This window comes from Actinomyces sp. 2119 (genome assembly GCF_003591215.1).
Classification (GTDB): Bacteria; Actinomycetota; Actinomycetes; order Actinomycetales; family Actinomycetaceae; genus Actinomyces; species Actinomyces lilanjuaniae.
Genome location: NZ_QYRR01000007.1, coordinates 140,495 through 162,045, shown reverse-complemented (window position 1 = coordinate 162,045; position 21,551 = coordinate 140,495). Strand labels below are relative to the sequence as shown.

Sequence of the window (21,551 nt, the reverse complement as noted above, 5' to 3'; positions counted from 1 at the left end):
GTGGTGGCAGGAGCGGATATTCATATTGTCGCAGGCGATCTGGAGGCGCTGGCCGCGTCTCTGGACGGTGTGCGTGGCAGGATCGCTGCCCTGGACGTGTCCGCTCCCCTGGAGCCGGTGGGTGCAGCCATGCCCGGTTCGCTGAGCTCAGGAAGAGCCGGGAGCGCGGTGAGCCGCCTGGAGAGCCAGGGCCGGGTGCTGGGAGGCCGCTACGGGGCCGTGGGTGAGGGCACCCGGGCCCTGGTGTCCGCTCACCAGGCCAACGACGAGTCCGTGGCGCAGGGCGCGGAGTCAGTGGGAGCCTCGGCTGCTTCGGTGGGCCAGTGGGCGCGTTCCAGGGGACTGATGTGACATGGTGGCGTGGAGTGACGTCTGTGCGTGGCGGCCTGACCCCCTGGCGGAGGCCGGTGACGGGCTGAGGAGCCTGGAGGTGTCGTTGAGGGGCCTGGCGGATGAGGCGCAGGTGGCGGGCTCGCGGGTGGTCTCACTGGGTGCCGGCGTGGAGGCGGCGCGTGCGGCGCTGCACCGCTGCGGGGCGTGCCACGACGAGCTGGTGGAGGAGGTGGGAGCGCTGGCGCGTGCCACGGCTGAGGCGTGTGAGGGCGTGGTGGAGGTGCGGCGCAGGGTGCTGGACTGCCAGGACTTTGCTGAGGCGCGGCCCTACCTGGCGCTGGGTGGTGACGGGTCGGTGTCGGTGTCGCTGGTGTCTGCTGCTACGGCTGGTGGTTCTGGTGGCCTGGCTTCGGGGGCTGCGGCTTCTGGGCAGGCGGTGGCCGTGGGGCTGGGTGGTGCCGTGGTGGAGGCGGCCCGGGCCCAGGCTGAGGCGGTTGAGCTGGAGGCGATGGTGGCCTCGGCTCTGGCCCTGGCCACCGAGGTCGATGAGGACTACGCCAGCGCCCTGGCCGGGGGGCAGGCGGCGGCCTCCGGGGCTGCTCACGCCTCTGGTGGTCGCGGTGGTCGCGGCGGTCAGGAGGACCAGGGCGGCCCCACGGTGGGTACTGGCCTGGGTGAGCCGGTTCCTGGTGAGGAGGCGGAGATGCCCGGAGTGGACCCCTGGGTCTACCCCGGGGACTCTGAGTTGGAGGGCTCGGGGGAGCACGGGCAGCGGTGGCCGAATCCCATGGACTTCCTGGTCCATGAGGCGGCCAAGGGCGCGGCGGTGGCGTTGTCGACGACGTGGCCGGACGCGGCTATGAACCTCCTGCACTACCTGAACAACAGCGGGGCACCCAAGCACGTCAACGTGGACAAGATGCTGGAGGACACGACGAGCCTGGGCGCGGAGGCGGAGAAGGTGGTTACGAGGACGGTGGGTGAGGCGGTGGAGGACGCCCGGGCTAGCGGGGCGGACGGGCCGGTGACCTACCCCTTCACCACCGAGTGGGAGGGGTACTACATCCACTCCTGGGAGGACCAGAACTGGTTCTACGCCACGGCCGGGGGGTGGTACGCCACGGAGGGCACGGTCACGGTCTACCCGCCCACGCAGGACAACCCGGAGTGGACCTACTCCTACGACTACCGTGTCCACGTAGCGGACCGCTACAACTGGGACGGGCAGAAGTCGACCCAGATCCTCGGTATGAGGATCAGTGACGAGCAGCTTCAGGAGCTGCACCAGGCGGGGATTGCCCAGGAGTATGACCTGGTGGGGCAGTCGTCGGTGATGAGTGGGAGTGGGCCGTGAGTCGGGGGGCTGTGGTGCGTCATGTGGTGGTGGCGGTGTGTCTGGTGGTGTGTGTGGTCCTGTGCGGGTGGGGGTTCCTGGTGCGTGAGGACGCGCGGGCCAGGAGGATGATCGCCCAGGCGTCGGCGTCGGCTAGTGCTGCGGGTGTGCAGGTGGGGGCTCCCTACCCGGCGGACGTGGACCACCTGGAGGAGATCCTGTCCATTGAGCCGGGGTACTCGCTGCCTGAGGGGGCGCGGGTGGTCTCGGTGGGGCCTGCGGTGCGGTTCGAGGAGGGGTTCCCGGGCGGGTGGGGGTATGTCATCGCCTTCACCGCCGAGGAGCAGGCCATCCGTGACTACGTGGACGCCGAGACGGTGTACTCCGGTGCCAATATCGAGAACCACCCGGTGGTGGACTCGACGCCGATGCGCGTGCAGCTGGCGGACCTGGACCTGGACAGTATCTCCCGGCCCTGGGATGAGGGGCTGGCCGGGGGAGGCAGTCTGGTTCTGGAGCGTCCGTTGGGGCGTGGGTGGCTGGTCATCCACAAGGGCGGGCGGTGACCGGTGGTGAGCGGGTCGTGAGTCGGGGTGTGGTGCGTCATGTGGTGGTGGCGGTGTGCCTGGTGGTGTGTGTGGTCCTGTGCGGGTGGGGGTTCCTGGTGCGTGAGGACGCGCGGGTCGGGAGGATGATTGCCCAGGCGTCGGCGTCGGCTAGTGCTGCGGGTGTGCAGGTGGGGGCTCCCTATCCGGCTGATGTGGATCACCTGGAGGAGATCCTGTCCATTGAGCCGGGGTACGTGCTTCCGGAGGGGGCGCGGGTGGTCTCGGTGGGGCCTGCGGTGCGGTTCGAGGAGGGGTTCCCGGGCGGGTGGGGGTATGTCATCGCCTTCACCGCCGAGGAGCAGGCCATCCGTGACTACGTGGACGCCGAGACGGCGCGCTTCGGTGCCAATATCGAGGACTACCCGGTGGTGGACTGGACGCCGGGGCCTGTGGAGCTGGCGGACCTGGACCTGGGCAGTATCTCCCGGCCCTGGGATGAGGGGCTGTCCGGGGGAGGCAGTCTGGTTCTGGAGCGTCCGCTGGGTCGTGGGTGGCTGGTCATCCACAAGGGCGGGCGGTGACCGGTGGTGAGCGGGTCGTGAGTCGGGGTGTGGTGCGTCATGTGGTGGTGGCGGTGTGCCTGGTGGTGTGCGCGGTCCTGTGCGGGTGGGGGTTCTTGGTGCGTGAGGACGCTCGGGTCGGGAGGATGATCGCGCAGGCCTCGGCGTCTAGTGCTGCGGGTGTGCAGGTGGGGGCTCCCTACCCGGCGGACACCGACCACCTGGGGGAGATCCTGTCCATCGAGCCGGGGTACTCGCTGCCTGAGGGGGCGCGGGTGGTCTCGGTGGGGCCTGCGGTGCGGTTCGAGGAGCGCTTCCCGGGCGGGTGGGGGTATGTCATCGCCTTCACTGCCGAGGAGCAGGCCATCCGTGACTACGTGGACGCCGAGACGGACCTGTCGGGTGACATTATCGAGGAGTACCCGGTGGTGGACTGGACGCCGGGGCCTGTGGAGCTGGCGGACCTGGACCTGGGCAGTATCTCCCGGCCCTGGCGGACGGGGCTGGCCGGGGGAGGCAGTCTGGTTCTGGAGCGTCCGCTGGGTCGTGGGTGGCTGGTCATCCACAAGGGCGGGCGGTGACCGGTGGTGAGCGGGTCGTGAGTCGTCGGTGAGGAGTGGGCCGTGAGTGGTGGGCGGGGGCTGGTTCGTGAGGTGGTGGCGGCTGCTGCTGCCTTGGTGGTGTGCGTGGTGGTGCTCCTGGGGGTCTATGTTGCGGGGCACCTGCTCCTGGGCGGTGCCCAGGCTGGGAGGGTTGAGGCGTCGGCTAGTGCTGCGGGTGTGCAGGTGGGGGCTCCCTATCCGGCGGACACCGACCACCTGGGGGAGATCCTGTCCATTGAGCCGGGGTACTCGCTGCCGGAGGGGGCGCGGGTGGTCTCGGTGGAGCCCGCTGTCAACTTTGCAGAGGGCTTCCCGGGCGGGTGGGGCTATGTCATCGCCTTCACCGCCGAGGAGCAGGCCATCCGTGACTACGTCACGGATCGTGTTGGCTATAAGTACATTGAGAGCCACCCGACGGCGGACCCGAGTGATGATGGTGTGGAGGATGTGGATCTTAGTGATGTGACGGCTCCGTGGGTGGGCGGGTTCGATAATGCCACGCTGGTTCTGGAGCGTCCGCTGGGGCGTGGGTGGCTGGTCATCCGCGGGGGCGGGCGGTGACCGGTCGCCGTGTGGCGGGGTCGCACGCTCCTGCCGGGGGGTGCGGCACCGTGGGAGGACCGGACCGGCCAGGTGCCGCCTTTGAGACGAGCCTCTACGGCGTAGGCGCGGGGCTGTCCGGGTCCTGCTGGTGGCTGGTGGGTGTTTCTTCTGTCTGGTTGGGGGGCTGGGTGAGGGTGGCGATTCGTTGGGGGCCGTGGGGGGTGGCGAGCTCGTGGCGGTGGTGGGGGTGGGTGGAGTAGTGGTGGAGGACGTTGTGGAGGTGGGTGTGGCTCAGGGGGAGGCAGTACATGGGGAAGCGCAAGGTCAGGCCGGTGCTGGTGGTGACGAGGGCCTCGTTGTACATGACGACGCTGGTGAGCGCGGGGGCCAGTTCCCAGGGGATCCAGGTCTCGTGGCGTCCTCCGGGCCACAGCCACACGCCCTCGGGGATGAGGGACAGGGCGGGTCTGCCTCGTCGGGTCATGGGGGTCTTGGCCCAGTAGTAGGTGGCCATGCCGATGTGGACGGCGATCAGTGCCTGGGCGAGGCCGTTGCCGTTGTAGTAGGGGCCTTGTGGGGTAAGCAGGATCATGCCCGCGGCCAGGGCGACGCCCACCAGCGCGCAGGCGGGTGGGACCTGCTCCCACATGAGCAGTCCCCAGTGGGTGGGGAAGACGGTGGCGCGGTGTGCCTGGTACCAGCGCTGATGGCAGGAGCGCCGTCGGCGCAGCAGCCACCACCGGCCCGTGGCCTGGGCGATGGTTGCCGCCCCGCTGGTGGTCAGGATGGCCACGGCGGGCAGCGCCCACATGAACAGCATCATCAGCACCAGCGCGGTGAACAGGGCCAGTGCTATAACCAGTTTCTCGATCTCCTGGGCCACCACCGCGTCGGCCTGGTCGTAGGGCACCACCCGCTGGGACCACCTCCCCCGACCCCGGCCACGCCCCGACAGCTCCTGCTGACTCACAACCGCCCCCTAGTTGTAGCGCCCGCCAGGCTGGCTCACGGCCTCGGCCAGCGAGTTCCAGGCGTCCTTGGCGGCGTCAGCAACAGAGCCAGCGGCGTCTTCAAGGCCCTCGTCAATCCTCTCACGAATATGAAGAGGAACTAACTGCTCGTAGGCATAGCCCACGCCTGTAGCGACAATAAAGGAAGTGCCTATCACCAGCAGGACCGGAGAACCAGCGAGCACTGCCGTGGCACCTGCTCCCGCTCCCGCGGCCACGAGCACCTGGGAGGAGGAGCCTCCTTGCGCGAGCTCGGTGCCGATGAAGCCGACCGTGACGAGGACGTTGGCACGTCTGGCGAGCTGGTTGCCTGTCTGCTGCAGGTCCCCCGCCTTGTTCGTCCAGCGCGTCAGTAGCCGGGAGTTGTCGATGACCCGGTCGATCTCCGCCTGGGTCGGGGACAGGGGGCTCTTGAAATGCAGGCTCCTGGACTGGTTCGCCCCCTTCATCAGCGCCTTGCTGTGCGCCTTGTTCCTCAGGGCGGCCGCCTTGTCCCCGTAGTGGTTCTTGATCTCGGTCTCTGTGCCCTTGGCGGCGATGTCGCCGACCGTGCTGCGGACACCGCTCAGCAGCGTGTCGACGAGGACCTCGGCCTCGGCGAGGACCAGGTTGTCGGTAATCCAGGTCTCCAGCTCGTCGCGGGTGTGGGCCACGTCCTCACGCAGCTCGTCAAAGACCTCCTTCCTGGCCAGGTAGTCCTCATAGGCGTCGTGAGCAGCCTGCCACTGCTCGGCCTGCTTGGTGGTGGCGTCCTTCGGCTTGCTGCCGGGGTCGTCTACGGGGGTGGGCGCGTGGATGAGGTAGCCGCTCACTGTCAGGCCACTATCGCGTGCCCGGCCCCGGTGGCCGGTCATGTCGTCCTGGCGCCAGCCCAGCTGGTCGGCGAAGGCCCGCACCACGTCGGCCGCCTTCAGCGCCCGCTCGAAGGCGTCGTAGCTGGTTGACCGGAGGCGGACGGCGTAGTCCGTGACCGCCTCGGCGGTCTGCCCGGCCAGGTGGTCCCGCGCGTCCTCCTTGCAGTCGTTGAACAGCCCGTCGGCGTCGTAGAAGCTGGCCTTGAGCTCGTAGAGCCAGTCCGCCGCCGAGTGCACGGAGGCGGGGCTTCCGGGGATCTCGGTGTCGATGGTCTCGGTTCCTGTGCTGGCCGTGTCAGTCACGACATGTCCTCCGCCATGCTCCGGAACGTCTGGGCGACGTCCTCGTCGTAGCCGGTGATGAGGTCCACCGCGTCCTTCATGTGGGTGGCGCCCAGCTCGGCGGCCTGGGCCAGGGTGCCCGCGTCCTCACCCAGCTTAGCCAGCATGCTCATGACGAAGTCGGCCCCGTCCCCACCGTCCACCGACTCCGGCATGGTCGGTGCCTGCTCCTCCAGGGTGTCCTGCGCGTCACTGAAGGTGGAGGTGATACGTGCCGCGTAGTCGACGTCGATCTCCAGGTCCCGGCTCACCGTGCTGCCTCCTGCTGGCCGGGCTGGCGCCACAGCTCGCGCGGCACCTCGGGGTCCAGGTAGATCACCTGGTAGGGCTGCACCGAGTCCAGGTCCCCCAGCCGGTCGGTGGGGTAGAGGACCCAGGGCTGGTGGGGTCCCATGCCCCGCACCAGGCGGTCCAGGGCCGTGTAGGCCAGCAGCGCCACGCGCCCGTCCTGGGTCTGGCGCAGCTCGATCTCCGCCCCGTAGGCGCTGCTGCCCCCGGTTGAGGGCAGATAGACCACCGGTGGGACCACCGGCTTGGAGGGCGGCTGGTGACCAGGCCCGCCTGCCGGGACTGGGGGACCTGTTCGTGCGCCGGGGTATACCCCTGGCTCAGTCCGGTGTATATCCACACCGTGATGCTACGTGACTGGATCGTGACTGTCTAGCGCCGCACGGTTTTTGTCACTCCTGCGCCGCCTCCAGGGCCTGCTCCAGGTCCGCCACCAGGTCCGCGGCGTGCTCCACGCCCACGCTCAGGCGCACCAGGTGGTCGGTCAGCCCGTAGGCGGCGCGCACCTCTTCGGGCACGTCCATGTGGGTCTGCGCCACCGGACAGGTCACCAGGGACTCCACCCCGCCCAGGGACTCCGTGAAGGTGAACACCCGCACCGCCCCCAGGAAGGCCGCCACGTCCACCGACTCCGCCAGCTCGACGCTGACCATCCCCGAACGCCCCGGGTAGAGCACCCGGGCCACCGCCGGGCTGGCCTCCAGGGCCGCCACCACGGCGCGGGCGTTGGCCTCGTGACGCTCCAGGCGCAGCGCCAGCGTCTTGAGCCCACGCAGCAGCAGGAAGCAGTCGAAGGGCCCCAGCGTGGCTCCGGTAGTATTCAGTCGATAGCTCAGGCGCTCCGCCAGGTCGTTGTCGCCGACCACCACCACCCCGGCCATGACGTCGTTGTGGCCGCCCAGGTACTTGGTGGCCGAGTGCACCACCAGGTCCGCCCCCTCCTCCAGGGGCCGCTGGCGCAGCGGGGTGAGGAAGGTGTTGTCCACCACCAGCCTGGCCCCGGCGGCGTGGGCCAGCTGCGCCGCCTCACGGATGTCGATCTCCGTCATCATCGGGTTGGTGGGCGACTCGATGACCACCAGGGAGGCAGGCGTGGCCAGGGCGGCACGCAGCCCCTCGATACCCACCACGAAGTCCACCGTGTAGGAGCCCTCCTCGTCCAGGACCTCCAGGTAGCGGAAGGACCCCCCGTAGAGGTCCTGGAGGGCCACGACCCGGCTGCCGTGGGGCGCCAGAGTCAGCACCGCCAGCTCCAGGGCCGCCATGCCTGAGGACAGGGCGAAGCCCGCCGTCCCGCCCTCCAGCTGCGCCAGGGCGTCCTGGAGGACGTCGCGGGTGGGGTTGGCCGTGCGCGTGTAGTCGTAGCCGGTGGACTGCTGCAGCCCTGGGTGCCCGTAGGCGGTGGACAGGTGGATCGGGGTGGTGACCGCCCCGGTGGCCGGGTCCGTGCCGGTGCCCGCCTGGACCAGCAGCGTCTCCAGGTGCAGCCTGGCGGTGTGCGGGTCGTCGGCGGGCGGGGTGGTCGGGTGGTGGTGGACGGGGAAGGTGCGGCAGGCGGGCTGCTGGCTGGCCAGTGGCTCAGGCAGTGGCTTGCTCAGGGGCTCGGTCATGGCTGTGCTCTCCTGTGTGGTGGTCGCTGTGGTGGCGGGGCGTCGCATGAGGGCGGTAGGGGGTCGTGCCTGCGGGCTGGCGATGTCGGCCCGGGGTCGCCCCAGGTCGGGCACAAGGCGGCTGGCGACGGAAGGGATGGCAGGGAGGGCTAGGCGGACAGCCGTCTGCCGTGGTTGGCCTCGGCCAGCAGAGCGGACACCGCCGCCTCCAGGCGGTCCAGGGCGTCGTCGAGGGTGACGCGCGGGCAGGCCACGTTGAGCCGGGTGAACCCCTCCCCGCCGGTGCCGAACATGCGGCCGTCGTCGAGCCACAGCCCGGCCTGGTAGGTCATGATTGGGTCCAGGTCGTTGGCACCCAGCCCTGTGCGCTCCAGCAGGTCGCGGCAGTCCAGCCACAGCAGGTAGGTGCCCTCCGCCGGGCACAGGCTCACCCCGGGCACGGTCTCCAGGCGCTGCGCCACGTGCTCGCGTGCCGACTGGACATGGTCCCGCAGGGAGTCCAGCCAGGCCTCCCCCGACTCGTAGGCGGCCCGGCAGGCCACCAGCCCCAGGGCGTTGGGCTGGGAGTAGCCGGTCGCGGCCAGTTCGCGTCGGAAGGCGGCCCGCAGCAGGGGGCTGCTCACCAGGATGTTGGCCACCTGCAGCCCGGCCAGGTTGAAGGACTTCGACGGGGAGGTGCAGGTCAGTGTCCTGGCCGAGGTCTCCTCGTCCAGGGAGGCGAAGGGGGTGGTGGCGTGGCCTGGCAGGGCCAGGTCGGCGTGCACCTCGTCGGAGACGACGGTGACGTCGTAGCGGTGGGCCAGGGCCGCTAGGGCCTCTAGCTCGGGGCGGGTCCACACCCGGCCCACCGGGTTGTGCGGGTTGCACAGGATCAGCAGGCGGGCGCCCGAGGTGCGCAGTGTGGCCTCCAGGGCGGCCAGGTCCCGCTGGTAGCGGCCCCGGGTGTCCTGGACCAGCGGCGCGCTGGCTACCACGCGGCCGTTGGCCTCCACCACCTCCCGGAAGGGGTAGTAGACGGGCTCCTCGATGACGACCGCCTCACCGGGGGCGGTGCAGGCCCGCACCGCCAGGGCCAGGGCGGGAACCACTCCGGGTGTCACTGTGTTCCAGGAGGGGTCCACCTTCCAGCCGTAGCGGCGGGCCATCCAGCCGACCAGGGCGGTGTGGTAGGCGGCGTCAGGCTCGGAGTAGCCAAAGACGCCGTGGCGGGTGCGCCACAGCAGCGCGCTGACGACCGAGGGCGCGGTGGCATGGTCCATGTCAGCCACCCACAGGGGCAGGGCGTCCTCGGGGCGTCCGCGCTGGGAGGCGAAGTCCCACTTCAGGCTGGCCGTCCCGCGGCGGTCGCGGACCAGGTCGAAGTCGGCGGGCGGCGTGGTCGTCGCAGGGGGGTAGTGGCCGAGCCCGGGCGCGTGCTGGCTGGGGCCTCCCCGCCCTGGCCTGAGACCGAGAGGTGAGATGGTCGGGGCGGCGGGCTGCGTGACGGTGTGGGTAACAGGGTGAGTAACGGGCTGGGTGGCGGTGGTCGGTGGTGTGGTCAGTGGCATGCGTGCGTCCTGGGTCGAGCCACCTTTGTTGGCGTACGCGGCTGCGCGAGTCCGCGGACGGCGGGTGGCTGGCGTGAGGGGCGGGCAGGAGATAAACACGGAGCGCACCGGGGCTCCTCCGCGGAGTACGACGGGCGGGGGCAGGGCTCCGCCCGGACTCTGGCCGTTACGTGGACGGACAGCGACGGCTGGCGCTGTCAGCGCATGCGCATTCGACCCGCGCTGAGGGGACGCACTGTCATCGTGCGGGCCTGAGGCGTCGAGGTCGTCATGGTGCGCAGTGTAGCGCGGGCGTCGGCCTGCCGTCATCCCGGGCTGGGCGGGGCGGTGTCGGCACAGGGACGATCGGCACAGGGACGGCGGCCGTGCTGCTGACCGCAGAGCGGCGTGGAGTATTGGGGTGGTGCGGGCTACGGAGGAGAACAGGCGCATGAGCGTGAACCGGGACCGTAAGACGAGCCTGAGTGCTCACGGCCGTTCACAGGTCACCTGGCTGTTTCGGGACGCGCCGATGCAGCCCAACGTCCTGCTACAGCTGCCGCCAACGGTCGTCTCGCTGCACCGGGTGAGGCGGTAGTGTCCCCTGCACCGCTGCTGCCTCGCCAGTAGGTCAGCAGTGTGCGGCAGGGGTCTAGCTGACTGCCCGCAACCGCCCGCCTGTACCTGTGCCCCAGCTGGGCACAGCCCCCAGCGCCTCGGCAACTGACCTGCCTATCGCCTCGGCGGCCGGTGGCGGGAAGGCGTTGCCGATCTGCCGGTAGACTGAGGTCTTACGTCCGGCGAACTCCCATGCCGGGTCAAAGCCCTGGAGCCGGGCCGTCATCTGGTTGGTGAGCCTGGGGATGTGGTCCACCGGTGTGTCTGCTGCGGGTGCGGCGTCGGCGATCCCCTTCCCGTCGACACCAAGCGCTAGCCAGGCCTGCTTTGCTCGTGTGGGTCCAAGGTCGGCCCCGCCGTGCTTCTTGGAGCCGCCGACCAGCGTGGGTGCAATGCTGTTGGCTCTCCTGGCCCAGGCCTCAGCTCCCCGCCACCCGCGGGAGCCCATGAGCGGGCCGAGTACCTCACCGACCGTGGGTGGGGTGCCACACGCGCGCGGCCACTCGAACCGGCGGCGGCTGCGACGTCGCATCGCCACGAGGATGAACCGGGGCCGCAACTGGGGGACGCCAAACTCGCTGGAGTTTAGCAGCTGCCAGTCGGCGTCGTAGCCCATGGTGTCGAGGGCGGCAAGGATCGATTGCCGGTAGGGGGCAAAGCGTGCGGAGGCCAGCCCCTTGACGTTCTCCAGCATGACTGCGGAGGGACGAGCCTCACGGACCAGGCGGATCGCCTCCGGGAAGAGGTCGCGCTCGTCGTCGGCCCCCAGCTGCCTACCGGCGATGGAGAACGGTGGGCAGGGCACCCCGCCGACCAGGAGGTCGATGCCCCTGTGGTCACGCCCGCTGATGTCGCGCACGTCCCCCTCGTGGACGTGCCAGGAGGGGCGGTTGAGCCGTAGCGTCGCAGCCGCGTCCCGGTCGATCTCCACGGCCAGGCGGTGGCTGAACCCGGCCGCCTCCAGCCCGGAGGACTGGCCGCCCGCACCCGCACAGATCTCCAGCACACTCAGCTCGGGGTTGCGTCGCACGTGCCCTATTCCTCTCATCACGGTGGCTGGTTTCCCAGGAAGGCGGGGGAGCGAGACCATGCTGCCACCAGGCTGCGACACCGTCTCACGTCCGGGAACGGCTACCACGGCTGCTGACCGGCGGCAAAGTAAGTCCCCCGTGGGCGGGGCCGACGGGGGACTGTCATGGTGGCGGAGGATGGGGGATTCGAACCCCCGAGGGCTTGCACCCAACACGCTTTCCAAGCGTGCGCCATAGGCCACTAGGCGAATCCTCCAGGTCTCACAGGCGCTCTCGCTCTCACGGGCGTGCTGCGCGACGGAACGTGAGCATAGCCGAGGTTCGCCAGCCGCTGCCAGTTGCCTACGACCGGCTGCACGTGCGATCGGTCACGGCGCCGTCGGCGCCGGTTCCCAGGTGCGACGGCGGTGCATATCCGCTATGCTGCCACCCGGCCCCTCGTGCGGCGTCATCCTGCGAATCCCCCCAGGACCGGAAGGTAGCAAGGGTAAGGAGGCTCTGACGGGTGCGCGAGGGGTCCTCACGTCCTGGCACCAGGAGGCCGGGGGGCAGCAAGGAGCAGCAGCCCCCCGGGTGCCGCAGTGCCCGGCGGCCTGCCAGGTGCGCCCGCACTGTCGTGTCCGGGGCCGTCGCGCCGCACAGGCTCAGCCAAGCCGTCTAGAGTCGGAGCGTGACCACCGCCCTGTACCGCCGCTACCGCCCCGACACCTTCCAGGACGTCATCGGACAGGACCACGTGACTGCCCCGCTCATGGCAGCGCTGCGCGCGGACCGTGTCACCCACGCCTACCTGTTCTCCGGCCCCCGCGGCTGCGGGAAGACGACCTCGGCCCGCATCCTGGCCCGGTGCCTCAACTGCGAGCAGGCGCCGACCGACGCCCCCTGCGGGGAGTGCCCCTCCTGCCGGGACCTGGCTACCGGCGGCCCGGGTAGCCTGGACGTCGTCGAGATCGACGCTGCCAGCCACAACGGCGTCGACGATGCCCGGGACCTGCGGGAGCGAGCCGCCTTCGCCCCGGCCCGGGACCGCTACAAGGTCTTTATCCTCGATGAGGCTCACATGGTGACCGCCCAAGGCTTCAACGCCCTGCTCAAGCTGGTGGAGGAGCCCCCGACCCACGTGAAGTTCATCTTCGCCACCACTGAGCCGGACAAGGTTATCGGCACGATCCGCTCCCGTACCCACCACTACCCCTTCCGGCTGGTGCCGCCCGACGTCCTGGAGGACTACCTGGGCCAGCTGTGCGATGCCGAGGGGGTCTCGGTGGGGCCGGGTGTCTTTCCCCTGGTGGTGCGTGCCGGCGGCGGCTCCGTGCGCGACACCCTGTCGGTCATGGACCAGCTCATCGGCGGCGCGGTTGACGGGAGCGTGGACTACCAGCGGGCCGTGGCCCTCCTGGGCTACACCGACACCACCCTGCTGGACCAGTGTGTGGACGCCGTGGCCGCAGCCGATGGCAGCGGCGTCTTCCGGGTGGTGGAGCGGGTGGTGACCTCCGGGCACGACCCCCGCCGGTTCGTGGAGGACCTGCTCCAGCGCCTGCGCGACCTGCTGGTCATCGCGCTGGCTGGCTCGCAGGCAGGGCCTGCGCTCGGCTCCCTCCCCGCCGACCAGCTGGCGCGGATGGAGGCCCAGGCGCGCACCCTGGGGGCCGCGGCACTCTCGCGTGCCGCGGACACCACCGCCCAGGCTCTGGGCTCCATGGTGGGGGCCACCTCACCGCGGCTGCAGCTGGAGCTGCTCATGGCCCGTCTCCTTCTGCCCGGGGCTGTTCCCGGGGCTGCGGCACCCTCCGCCGACGGCCAGGCTCCCGCCGTGGGCCAGCCCGTGCGCCCCCTGCCGACGTCCACGCCGGGTACTTCTGCGCCGACGGCCTCCCCGGTCCCCCCTGCGCCGACAGCGCCACCGTCAGCCTCGGAAGCCGAGGCGGCGCCCCAGGCGGTCCAGGGCCAGGGCACGCAGACGTCTCCAGGTGCCGTTCCTGGCGCCACGGAGCCCCTCTCGGCTTCCCAACCCTCTCCACCCCGCCCCGGTGACGGACAAGGAGCGCCGGGAGCGGCGGAGGCGGAGATGATCCGCACCCGCTGGGAGGAGGTCCTGGAGGCGGCCAAGCGCTCCCGGCGCGCGACCTGGGCGCTGGTGGGGCCGAACTCCCAGCCGGGGTCCCTGCGGGAGGGTGCCCTCACCCTGTTGTTCACCGCTCCGGGGCTGGTCGGAGCCTTCGAGAACGGAGGCCACGGCCCGGTCCTGTCCGCTGCGATCCACCAGGCCCTCGGGCTCCAGGTTGACGTGCACGCGGTCCTCGTCGGCGGTGACGGCCCAGGGGGCGGCGGCTCCCGAAGTGGCCACTGGAACAGTACCCAGGCCGGTGCGGGCGCCGCCCCGGTCGCCTGGGACCGCTCTCAGGCCGGTGCGGCCGGTCCTGTGGCCAGTCGCGACCAGGGGATGCCCCGGGCTGCTGACCAGGGTGCCCGGGAGGACCAGGAGCCCCCGCTCCCCCCGGAGGAGCCGCCTGTGCGGCTCCCGGAACCCCCCGGGCAGGGCTGGGACCCGGTGGCAGGTGCCGACGGCGTCCAGGAAGAGCCTGCTCCTGCTGGTCAAGGGACCCGGGGCGAGGCCTACGGCGGTGCCGCAGGCGCGTGGACTCCCGGGCCAGGGGCCTCGGTACCAGACCCTGACGACGGCTGGGGGCCGGTTGCCGTGCCGGGAGGTGGAGGTGCTGTGCACTCGGCCCCGGAGCTGACGGGGCGGACCCGTCAGCCCGTCTCGGGGGTCCCTGCGGGCGGGGCCTCCTCGCCGCCCCCGTCGTCCGTGTCCCTGCCGTCCCCAGCCTCCTCCCAGGAGTCTGCCCTCCAGGAGCCTCCCCTGGCTCCGGTCCGTCGCCTGCACGCCCTGCCGGACCTGCCTGCTGCCGTCAGCCCTGGCCCGTCAGGCCCTGGCCCGTCTGCGGCTAGTGCTGACGTCTTTGACCAGGTGGGCGAGAGGCCCTCCCGCCCACCGCTGGGGCTGGCTCCGGCCACCTGGGACGGGCCCGCACAGCCGGCGCAGACCTTCTCTGACGGGGTCCCCCTGCCTGAGGAGCCCGGGGACCAGGAGGAACCCGCTGCCGAGGGCGCACTTGCCGAGCGCGACGGGGCCGACGACACGTGGGCACCCACCGGCGCTGCGGGGTCCAGGCTTGCGGCTGCTATGGCGGCCGCGCGTGCAGCCGCCCAGGAGCCCGACGACCACTCCGCCCTGGCGGAGGACACCCCCAGTGAGGACGACGAGGACGCCGAGGACGCCGGCGTGGTCGGCCTGGAGGTCGTCAAGCGGGTCCTGGGCGCTACCGTCATCGAGGAGGTCACCGTGACCCAGGAGGGGTACTGAGATGCCTGCTGTCTACGAGGGTGCCGTCCAGGACCTTATCGACGAGCTGGGGGAGCTGCCCGGCGTGGGGCCGAAGTCCGCCCAGCGCATGGCCTTCCACGTCCTGTCGGCGGACACCGCGGCTGTGGAGCGCCTTATTGAGGCGCTGCGCGCGGTCAAGGCCCGCGTGCGCTTCTGCGAGACCTGCGGCAACATCGCCGAGGAGGCCCGGTGCGCCGTCTGCCGCGACCCCAGGCGCGACCCCCGGGTCATCTGCGTGGTGGAGGAGCCCAAGGACGTGGTAGCAATCGAGCGCACCCGGGAGTACCGGGGGCTGTACCACGTCCTGGGCGGGGCCATCGACCCGATCAACGGGGTGGGGCCCGACGACCTGCGCGTGCGCGAGCTCTTCACCCGGCTGGGCGACGGGCAGGTCGAGGAGGTCATCCTGGCCACTGACCCTGACGTGGTGGGGGAGGCGACGGCTGCCTACCTGACCCGCATGCTGCACACGATGTCCGTGCCCGTGTCCCGTCTGGCCTCAGGACTGCCGGTGGGCAGCGACCTGGAGTACGCCGACGAGGTCACCCTGGGCCGGGCCTTCGAGGGGCGCCGCCGCGTGGAGGAGTGAGGCGGCGCCTGCCTGTCCTGGGGCTGCGCGGCCCGGGGGGTCTGGCAGCCAGGTCCGCTTGCCAGGTCACAGCGTGACGGTGTCCGTGTCTCAGTCTGCTGACGTCGTGTTGTGAGCAGCGTCCTGCGGGAGGAGCCGGGTATACGGTTCAACCTATTATCCACGGGACGATGTCCTACCTGGGGACAAGGAGTCATGATGTGTACAGCGCTGCGCTTCTCTGACGTCCAGGGGCACATGTACTTCGGTCGCAACCTGGACTGGAGCCAGGGCTACGGCCAGCGTGTGGTCGTGACACCCACTGGTTACGGGCCCAGATCGCCTTTTGGGGCTGTCCCGGAGATCAGGTACCCGGTGATTGGCATGGGTATCGTCGTCGACGACGTCCCCCTCTACTTCGACGCCGCCAATAACCAGGGGCTGGCGGTCGCGGGACTGAACTTTCCTGGCTACGCGCAGTACGCCACTGGTCCTGTCGACGGCATGACCAGTGTCGCCGCCTACGAGTTCCCGCTGTGGGTGGCCGCGGGCTTCGCCTCGGTTGACGAGGTCGAGGAGGCCCTGGCCAGCACGGTCGTGGTGGACCGTCCGGTCAACGATGATCTGCCCTCCTCCATGCTGCACTGGATCATCGGTGACTCCACCCGGTCGATCGTGGTGGAGCACACCGCCGAGGGCCTCCAGGTGTTCCACGACGACCTTGACGTGCTGGCGAACCAGCCTGGGTTCGCCTACCACGCCGAGAACGTTCGCAGCTATCTCAACGTGGTCAGCGACGTGCCCGACCCGGTGACGTGGGCGAGCTCCCGGCTGGTGCCCTACGGCTCGGGCGGTGGCATGCGCGGGTTGCCAGGTGACTACTACTCGCCCTCTCGGTTCGTGCGCGCCGCCTACCTGAACGCCCACTACCCGACCAAGACCACCGAGGAGGACAACGTCAGCCGTCTGTTCCACTCGCTGGCGGGGGTGGCCATGATCGACGGCGCGGCCCGCATGGGTGACGGACGCTACGAGATTACCGTCTACACCGGTGGCTTCTCCTCACGCACGAGCACCTACTACTACTCCACCTACGAGGACCCTGCGGTGCGCGCGGTGGCCATGGGTGACTACGACCTCACCGGCACGGAGCTGGTCCAGGTCGAGGCCTGAGCCCACAGGTGCCGGGTTGAGGGCACGAGGGCACCCGAGCAGGTTGCGGTGGCGGTCCCGAGCCCAGGTGCGTCGGGATGGGCGGCTGGTCCAGGCTTTTTCGGACCAACGCGCCTCAGGCCATGCGGATGCCACGGGCAAGGTGCCCGGCGGGGACGGCGAGCTCGCGGGAGGCCGTCTCTGTCGCCCCCCACCCCAGTACCAGGAGGACCAGCAGCGTGGTCGGCCAGAAGGGCGACAGGTCGGAGGCGACGTCTCTGGTCCTGGCGCGGCCAGCCCTGGCTGGAGCGGGGTCGGAGGGCGAGGAGCAGTCGTCGTAGACCACCTGTGAGGGCGAGGGGACACGCATCCGGTTTACTGCCTGACCCAGCTCCGCCAGCGGGGTCTCCTGGCTACGGTCCCTGCTGCGGCCCTCCCGGGCGGAGACGTCGCTGAGGGCGGCGAAGGGGTTGGGGGCTACCATCCACCATATCCGCTCCGTGCGGAAGATCGTGTCGGTGCGGGTACTAGGCTCGGCGGCGCACACGGTCTGGGTGCTCGTAGAGGCGCCGTAGTCGATCCGGTAGTGGACCACGGTCTGGTCGTCCCGGACGGCGGCAGAGGACGCCGTCAGCACGATGGGGGTGCCGATGACCAGCGTGGCCACTGCCAGGTAGGTGAGGACGGCGGAGGCCGAGGTCCGTGCGGCCAGGCTGGAGAATCCCAGGCCGATCCCGCAGACAGCCCCCAGCGTGGTCACCAGCACCAGGAGGTGTCCCAGGAGGACCTGCCAGGTCGCCCCTCCCAGGCCAGCCAGGACCACCAGGAACGGCAGCGCCACCGCGAGGAAGGCTATGGCCGCCAGCCAGGCGGCCACGAGCTTGCCCACCGCGATCTCCCGGCTGCGCAGCGCCGTGGCCTGGACCAGCGCCAGGGTGGCGTCGGCCCTGTCTCCGTTGACGGAGGTGGCCGACAGCGTCGGGGCCACGATCAGCCCCACGCCCAGGACGAAGCACAGCACCGTGTCGTAGAGGAGCGGGGCCACCGCCGCCAGGCCCGTCCCGGAGGTTACGGCCGCGCTGCCCAGTCCCAGGACCATGAGGAGCAGCACCGTGCCCCAGGCCGCCAGCATCACCTGCCAGCGGGTGGCCCGGACCCGCCGCCTGAGCTCCAGCACGACGATGGTGCGCAGCCCCGACCAGCTCATCGGCGCTCCTCCTCCAGGCTGAGGTAGGCCTCCTCCAGCCCGCCTCCGGCCGGGGCGAAGGACACCACCTCGACCCCTGCCTCCAGGGCGCTGCGCAGCAGGCGGGCCGCCGCCGCGTCGTCGGCCACGGCCAGGCGCAGGGCACCTTCCGGGGTGGTCCGTGCCTGCGGGAGGGACTCCTGCGCCCAGCGTGCCAGCGCGAGGGTGTTGAGCGCCCGCATCCGCCAGGTCCGCTCCAGCGGCACAGGGACGACGGTGCTGCCCTGCGTCCCGCTCTCCCCGGCTTGCGGGCTGCTGGCCTCCGGTCCCGTCGCCAAGGTCCCTGCCCGGGGTTCCGAAGGCAGCTCTGGCGCGCCTCTCGGAGAGCCTGTCGGGGAGGACGGGGCCAGGGCGGATCCGTGTGCCATGAAGATGACGCCGTCGACGACCTCTTCCAGCTCTGACAGGATGTGGCTGGAGACCAGGACGGTGGTGCCCTGGGAGGCGAGGTCGCGCAGCAGGGTACGCAGGTCGGCCCGGGAGCGGGGGTCCATGCCGGAGGCGGGCTCGTCGAGCAGCAGCACCTGAGGGCTGTGGACCAGGGCACGGGCCAGGCCCAGGCGCTGCCTCTGACCCAGGGACAGGACCCGCGCGGGGGTGTGGGCCATGTCGGAGAGGTAGACCAGGGAGAGCATCTGGTCGGCGCGGTCCCGGGCGGTGCGGGAGTCCAGACCCTGGGCGGCGGCAAAGGTCATGAGGATCTCCGTGCAGGTCAGGGAGTCCCAGGTGCCGAAGGTGTCGGGCATCCACCCCACGGCCCGGTGCACCTCACGTGGCTGGGTGACAGGGTCCAGTCCCGCGACCCTGATGGATCCGGAGTCCGGCCGCAGCAGGGCGGCCAGCATGAGCAGGAGCGTGGTCTTGCCTGCGCCGTTGGGCCCCACCAGACCGGTCACGCTGCCGCTGGGCACCGAGATGCTCAGCCGACTCACCGCAGGCACGGAGTCGAAGGACCGGGTGACCCCGCAGGCCTGGATGCTCATGGACTCATCATATGGCGGGTGCCCCTGCCGACACCCGGGCGTAACGGAGGCGACGTAGGCTGTGCCCAGGCCACGCCGCTGTGGGCGCCGTCCGCGGTGAGGGCACTGCAAGCCCTCACACCCCCGGCCGTCCCCGGACGTCCAGGGACGTACCAGCGCGGCTGCTGCGCCCGCCGCGACGCGGCAGCGCAGGTGGTACCGGACTCGAGGAGCAGCCCGCATGGCACTGGTCGTCCAGAAGTACGGCGGATCGTCCGTCAGCGACATCGAGGCGATGCGCCGTGTCGCCCGGCGCGTGGTCGCCACGCGTGAGGCAGGAAACACTGTCGTCGTCGTGGTGTCCGCCATGGGTGACACCACCGACGACCTACTCGACATGGCCGGCGCCCTGACCACGGACCCCCCGGCACGCGAGATGGACATCCTGCTCAGCGCGGGCGAGCGCATCTCCATGGCCCTGCTGGCCATGGCGGTGGGGGAGCTGGGCGTGCCGGCCCAGGCCTACACCGGAGCCCAGGCTGGGGTCCTCACCGACTCCCGGTACGGCCGGGCCTCGATCGTGGGCGTCCTGCCCGAGCGTGTCGCCCGTGCGGTCCAGGCTGGCGCTGTGGCTATCGTGGCGGGCTTCCAGGGGATCAACGAGGTTGAGGACGTCACCACCCTGGGCCGCGGCGGCTCCGACACCACGGCGGTGGCCCTGGCGGCGGCCCTCAACGCCGACGTGTGCGAGATCTACACCGACGTGGACGGCCTGTTCACCGCCGACCCGCGCATCGTGCCCACGGCCAGGCGCATCGAGGCCCTGTCCAGCGAGGAGACCCTGGAGCTGGCCGCCCACGGTGCCAAGATCCTCCACCTGCGGGCCGTGGAGTACGCCCGCCGCTTCGGGGTGCCCCTTCACGTGCGCTCCTCCTTCTCGGACAAGACCGGCACCTGGATCTACGACGGTACCCGCCGTGACGTCTTCGTGCCCCCCGTGGTCGCTGCCGGGATCGACGACGTCGTGGCTGCGGACTCAGCCGTCGACTCCGAAGACGCAGCAGTCTCGGTAGACGCGGTGGCTCCAGCAGTCCCAACAGCCCAAGCCGCAGGCTCGGCTGCTGGTGGCGCTGCCCCGGCTACCCGCCCCGGCCGCACGGTCCTGGACGGCGCTGCCACCGCTGACGTCGTTGACACCGCCCACCGCCACGCTATCGCCGCCAGGGCCCAGGCCCGCCCCCGCCCGTCCGCTAAGGAGGACCCCGTGGAAGCCCCCGTCATCTCCGGTATCGCCCACGACCGCAGCCAGGACAAGATCACCCTGGTGGGTGTGCCCGACGTCCCCGGCGCAGCCGCCCGTATCTTCGCCATCGTCGCCGGCGCGGGTACCAACATCGACATGATCGTCCAGGACGTCTCCGCCGAGGGCACCGGGCTGACCAACATCTCCTTCACCTGCCCCGACGGCGACTCCGCCTCGGCCCGCGCGGCCCTGGAGGCTGCCCAGGCTGAGCTGGGCTTCCGGTCCCTGCACTTCGACCCCAGAATCGGCAAGCTCTCCCTCGTGGGAGCGGGTATGCGCTCCCACCCGGGGGTCTCCGCCCGGTTCTTCAGCGCGCTCAGCCAGGCGGGTATCAACATCCACATGATCTCTACCTCCGAGATCCGTCTGTCGGTCGTGGTCGACGACGGTGTCCTCGATGAGGCCGTGCGCGCCGTCCACTCCGCCTTCGGCCTGGACGCCGAGGACACCGAGGCAGTCGTGTACGGGGGCACCGGCCGGTGAGCAGGACCTGCCAGCCTCAGGCAGGCCGTTGCCCCCAGCCTGTGCGCCGTCTCTGTACCCGGCCTGCCTCGCCGCGACACCGCGCCCGCTACGCTCGGTGACTACCAGCCAGCACACCTAGGAGCACACCCATGACCAGCAGCACCACTTCTGTCAACACCTACGTCGGCCCGGCTGACGGCGTCGTCCTCGCCGTGGTCGGAGCGACCGGCCAGGTGGGGCGGGTCATGCTCGCCATGCTGGAGGAGCGCGGCTTCCCGGCCCGTGGCGTGCGTTTCTTCTCCTCCGCCCGCTCCGCCGGGACTCTCGTGGGCTTCCGGGGCGCGCAGGTGGAGGTCGAGGACGTCGCCACCGCTGACCTCAGCGGTATCGACGTGGCGATCTTCTCCGCAGGTGCTGCTGCCTCGCGTGAGCACGCCCCGCGCTTCGCGGCTGCGGGTGCCGTCGTGGTGGACAACTCCTCGGCCTGGCGGCGCGATCCCCAGGTGCCGCTCGTCGTCAGCGAGGTCAACCCCCACGACCTGGGGGAGCGGCCCAAGGGCATCATCGCCAATCCTAACTGCACCACCATGGCAGCCATGCCCGCGCTCGCGGTCCTGCACCAGGAGGCCGGGCTCACCCGCCTGGTGGTCTCCACCTACCAGGCCGTCTCCGGCTCGGGGCGGGCAGGTGTCGCCGAGCTGGCCAGCCAGGTGCGCGCGGCCGTCGGCCAGGACCTGGAGGGGCTGGCCCGGGACGGGGGTGCCGTGGAGCTGCCTGGTCCCGAGGTCTACGTGGACACGATCGCCTTCAACGCGGTGGCCTGGGCGGGCAACGACGCGGGTGACGGCTCCGGGGAGACCGACGAGGAGCAGAAGCTGCGCCACGAGTCCCGCAAGATCCTGGGTATCCCCGAGCTGCTGGTCGCGGGCACCTGCGTGCGCGTGCCCGTGTTCAGCGGACACGGGCTGAGCGTGACCGCCGAGTTCGAGCGTGAGATCACGCCCCAGCGTGCCCGCGAGCTGCTGGAGGCGGCCCCGGGTGTCACCGTTGAGGACGTACCCAGCCCGCTGAGGGCGACGGGCCGGGACGGGACCTTCGTGGGACGCATTCGCGCCGACCAGTCCTGCGCCCCAGGGCGTGGCCTGCAGATGTTTGTCGTGGGTGACAACCTGCGCAAGGGGGCCGCCCTTAACGCCGTCGAGCTCGCCGAGCTGGTCGTGGACGAGATGAGGGTCTGAGAGCGCCCGGCCCCAGCCGCTTCCGTGC

General features: G+C 70.8%; 21 protein-coding genes, 1 tRNA gene and 1 other RNA gene. 13 read left to right on the top strand and 10 right to left on the bottom strand.

What is annotated here, in order from left to right; translation table 11 throughout:
- Nucleotides 1–3 precede the first annotated feature (3 nt).
- Genes D4740_RS09940 through D4740_RS09915 form a run of 6 tightly spaced genes read left to right on the top strand, consistent with a single transcriptional unit; the run spans nucleotide 4 to nucleotide 3,937 of the window.
- The gene (locus tag D4740_RS09940) at nucleotides 4–351 is read left to right on the top strand and encodes a hypothetical protein (RefSeq protein WP_147392900.1); all 348 of its coding nucleotides are present in this window, start codon (nucleotides 4–6) and stop codon (nucleotides 349–351) included.
- A gap of 1 nt (nucleotide 352) precedes the next feature.
- Nucleotides 353–1,687 (top strand): hypothetical protein, encoded by a 1,335-nt coding sequence (locus D4740_RS09935; protein WP_119836784.1) that lies wholly within the window; start codon nucleotides 353–355, stop codon nucleotides 1,685–1,687.
- Complete coding sequence (locus D4740_RS09930; RefSeq protein ID WP_147392899.1) at nucleotides 1,684–2,232, top strand: hypothetical protein; 549 nt, start codon at nucleotides 1,684–1,686, stop codon at nucleotides 2,230–2,232. The genes D4740_RS09935 and D4740_RS09930 overlap by 4 nt, the downstream gene beginning before the upstream one ends.
- 17 nt (nucleotides 2,233–2,249) lie before the next feature.
- Complete coding sequence (locus tag D4740_RS09925; protein ID WP_259390778.1) at nucleotides 2,250–2,795, top strand: hypothetical protein; 546 nt, start codon at nucleotides 2,250–2,252, stop codon at nucleotides 2,793–2,795.
- Between the two features lie 17 nt (nucleotides 2,796–2,812).
- Nucleotides 2,813–3,355, top strand: a complete 543-nt coding sequence (locus D4740_RS09920) for a hypothetical protein (RefSeq protein ID WP_259390777.1) — start codon at nucleotides 2,813–2,815, stop codon at nucleotides 3,353–3,355.
- Between the two features lie 42 nt (nucleotides 3,356–3,397).
- Entirely contained in the window at nucleotides 3,398–3,937 is a 540-nt protein-coding gene (locus tag D4740_RS09915; RefSeq protein ID WP_259390776.1) for a hypothetical protein, read from the top strand.
- 94 nt (nucleotides 3,938–4,031) lie between these two features.
- Here D4740_RS09915 and D4740_RS12925 read toward each other — a convergent pair whose 3' ends face one another.
- The 6 genes from D4740_RS12925 to D4740_RS09885 form a co-directional block, all read right to left on the bottom strand.
- Nucleotides 4,032–4,889 (bottom strand): hypothetical protein, encoded by an 858-nt coding sequence (locus tag D4740_RS12925; protein WP_182911392.1) that lies wholly within the window; start codon nucleotides 4,887–4,889, stop codon nucleotides 4,032–4,034.
- 9 nt (nucleotides 4,890–4,898) lie between these two features.
- The gene (locus D4740_RS09905) at nucleotides 4,899–6,086 is read right to left on the bottom strand and encodes a hypothetical protein (protein ID WP_119836782.1); all 1,188 of its coding nucleotides are present in this window, start codon (nucleotides 6,084–6,086) and stop codon (nucleotides 4,899–4,901) included.
- On the bottom strand, nucleotides 6,083–6,376 hold the full coding sequence (locus D4740_RS09900) for a hypothetical protein (protein ID WP_119836781.1): 294 nt from the start codon (nucleotides 6,374–6,376) through the stop codon (nucleotides 6,083–6,085). Before D4740_RS09900 ends, D4740_RS09905 begins: the two co-directional genes overlap by 4 nt.
- The gene (locus D4740_RS09895; RefSeq protein ID WP_259390775.1) at nucleotides 6,373–6,642 is read right to left on the bottom strand and encodes an SseB family protein; all 270 of its coding nucleotides are present in this window, start codon (nucleotides 6,640–6,642) and stop codon (nucleotides 6,373–6,375) included. The genes D4740_RS09900 and D4740_RS09895 overlap by 4 nt, the downstream gene beginning before the upstream one ends.
- A 163-nt stretch (nucleotides 6,643–6,805) precedes the next feature.
- Complete coding sequence (locus D4740_RS09890) at nucleotides 6,806–8,023, bottom strand: PLP-dependent transferase (protein ID WP_119836779.1); 1,218 nt, start codon at nucleotides 8,021–8,023, stop codon at nucleotides 6,806–6,808.
- Between the two features lie 149 nt (nucleotides 8,024–8,172).
- Nucleotides 8,173–9,570: a MalY/PatB family protein gene (locus D4740_RS09885; RefSeq protein ID WP_119836778.1), complete on the bottom strand. Its 1,398-nt coding sequence runs from the start codon at nucleotides 9,568–9,570 to the stop codon at nucleotides 8,173–8,175.
- Between the two features lie 307 nt (nucleotides 9,571–9,877).
- On the opposite strand from D4740_RS09885, the gene D4740_RS13555 reads away from it, so the two are divergent.
- Nucleotides 9,878–10,147 (top strand): NaeI family type II restriction endonuclease, encoded by a 270-nt coding sequence (locus D4740_RS13555; RefSeq protein ID WP_119836777.1) that lies wholly within the window; start codon nucleotides 9,878–9,880, stop codon nucleotides 10,145–10,147.
- A 54-nt stretch (nucleotides 10,148–10,201) separates the two neighbouring features.
- Here D4740_RS13555 and D4740_RS09875 read toward each other — a convergent pair whose 3' ends face one another.
- Both D4740_RS09875 and D4740_RS09870 read right to left on the bottom strand, forming a co-directional pair.
- Nucleotides 10,202–11,197, bottom strand: a complete 996-nt coding sequence (locus D4740_RS09875; protein ID WP_259390774.1) for a DNA cytosine methyltransferase — start codon at nucleotides 11,195–11,197, stop codon at nucleotides 10,202–10,204.
- Nucleotides 11,198–11,366: 169 nt separating this feature from the next.
- Nucleotides 11,367–11,454, bottom strand: a tRNA-Ser gene (locus D4740_RS09870).
- A gap of 173 nt (nucleotides 11,455–11,627) precedes the next feature.
- Here D4740_RS09870 and ffs point away from each other — a divergent pair.
- The 4 genes from ffs (at nucleotide 11,628) to bsh (ending at nucleotide 16,330) form a co-directional block, all read left to right on the top strand.
- Nucleotides 11,628–11,723: signal recognition particle sRNA small type (gene ffs / locus D4740_RS09865), an RNA gene on the top strand.
- 145 nt (nucleotides 11,724–11,868) lie between these two features.
- On the top strand, nucleotides 11,869–14,568 hold the full coding sequence (locus tag D4740_RS09860) for a DNA polymerase III subunit gamma and tau (protein WP_119836775.1): 2,700 nt from the start codon (nucleotides 11,869–11,871) through the stop codon (nucleotides 14,566–14,568).
- 1 nt (nucleotide 14,569) lies between these two features.
- A complete protein-coding gene (gene recR / locus D4740_RS09855; RefSeq protein WP_119836774.1) occupies nucleotides 14,570–15,178 on the top strand; it encodes a recombination mediator RecR in 609 nt (202 codons plus the stop codon).
- Nucleotides 15,179–15,373: 195 nt separating this feature from the next.
- On the top strand, nucleotides 15,374–16,330 hold the full coding sequence (gene bsh, locus D4740_RS09850) for a choloylglycine hydrolase (protein WP_220475034.1): 957 nt from the start codon (nucleotides 15,374–15,376) through the stop codon (nucleotides 16,328–16,330).
- Nucleotides 16,331–16,445: 115 nt separating this feature from the next.
- Here the strand turns inward: bsh and D4740_RS09845 are convergent, their stop codons facing one another.
- Together D4740_RS09845 and D4740_RS09840 are read right to left on the bottom strand one after the other, a co-directional pair.
- Nucleotides 16,446–17,516, bottom strand: a complete 1,071-nt coding sequence (locus tag D4740_RS09845; RefSeq protein WP_119836772.1) for an ABC transporter permease — start codon at nucleotides 17,514–17,516, stop codon at nucleotides 16,446–16,448.
- A complete protein-coding gene (locus D4740_RS09840; RefSeq protein ID WP_119836771.1) occupies nucleotides 17,513–18,538 on the bottom strand; it encodes an ABC transporter ATP-binding protein in 1,026 nt (341 codons plus the stop codon). Before D4740_RS09840 ends, D4740_RS09845 begins: the two co-directional genes overlap by 4 nt.
- A 220-nt stretch (nucleotides 18,539–18,758) precedes the next feature.
- Between D4740_RS09840 and D4740_RS09835 the strand changes: the two genes are divergently transcribed.
- Together D4740_RS09835 and D4740_RS09830 are read left to right on the top strand one after the other, a co-directional pair.
- The gene (locus tag D4740_RS09835; protein ID WP_119836770.1) at nucleotides 18,759–20,303 is read left to right on the top strand and encodes an aspartate kinase; all 1,545 of its coding nucleotides are present in this window, start codon (nucleotides 18,759–18,761) and stop codon (nucleotides 20,301–20,303) included.
- A 131-nt stretch (nucleotides 20,304–20,434) separates the two neighbouring features.
- The gene (locus tag D4740_RS09830; protein ID WP_119836769.1) at nucleotides 20,435–21,523 is read left to right on the top strand and encodes an aspartate-semialdehyde dehydrogenase; all 1,089 of its coding nucleotides are present in this window, start codon (nucleotides 20,435–20,437) and stop codon (nucleotides 21,521–21,523) included.
- Nucleotides 21,524–21,551: the final 28 nt, after the last annotated feature.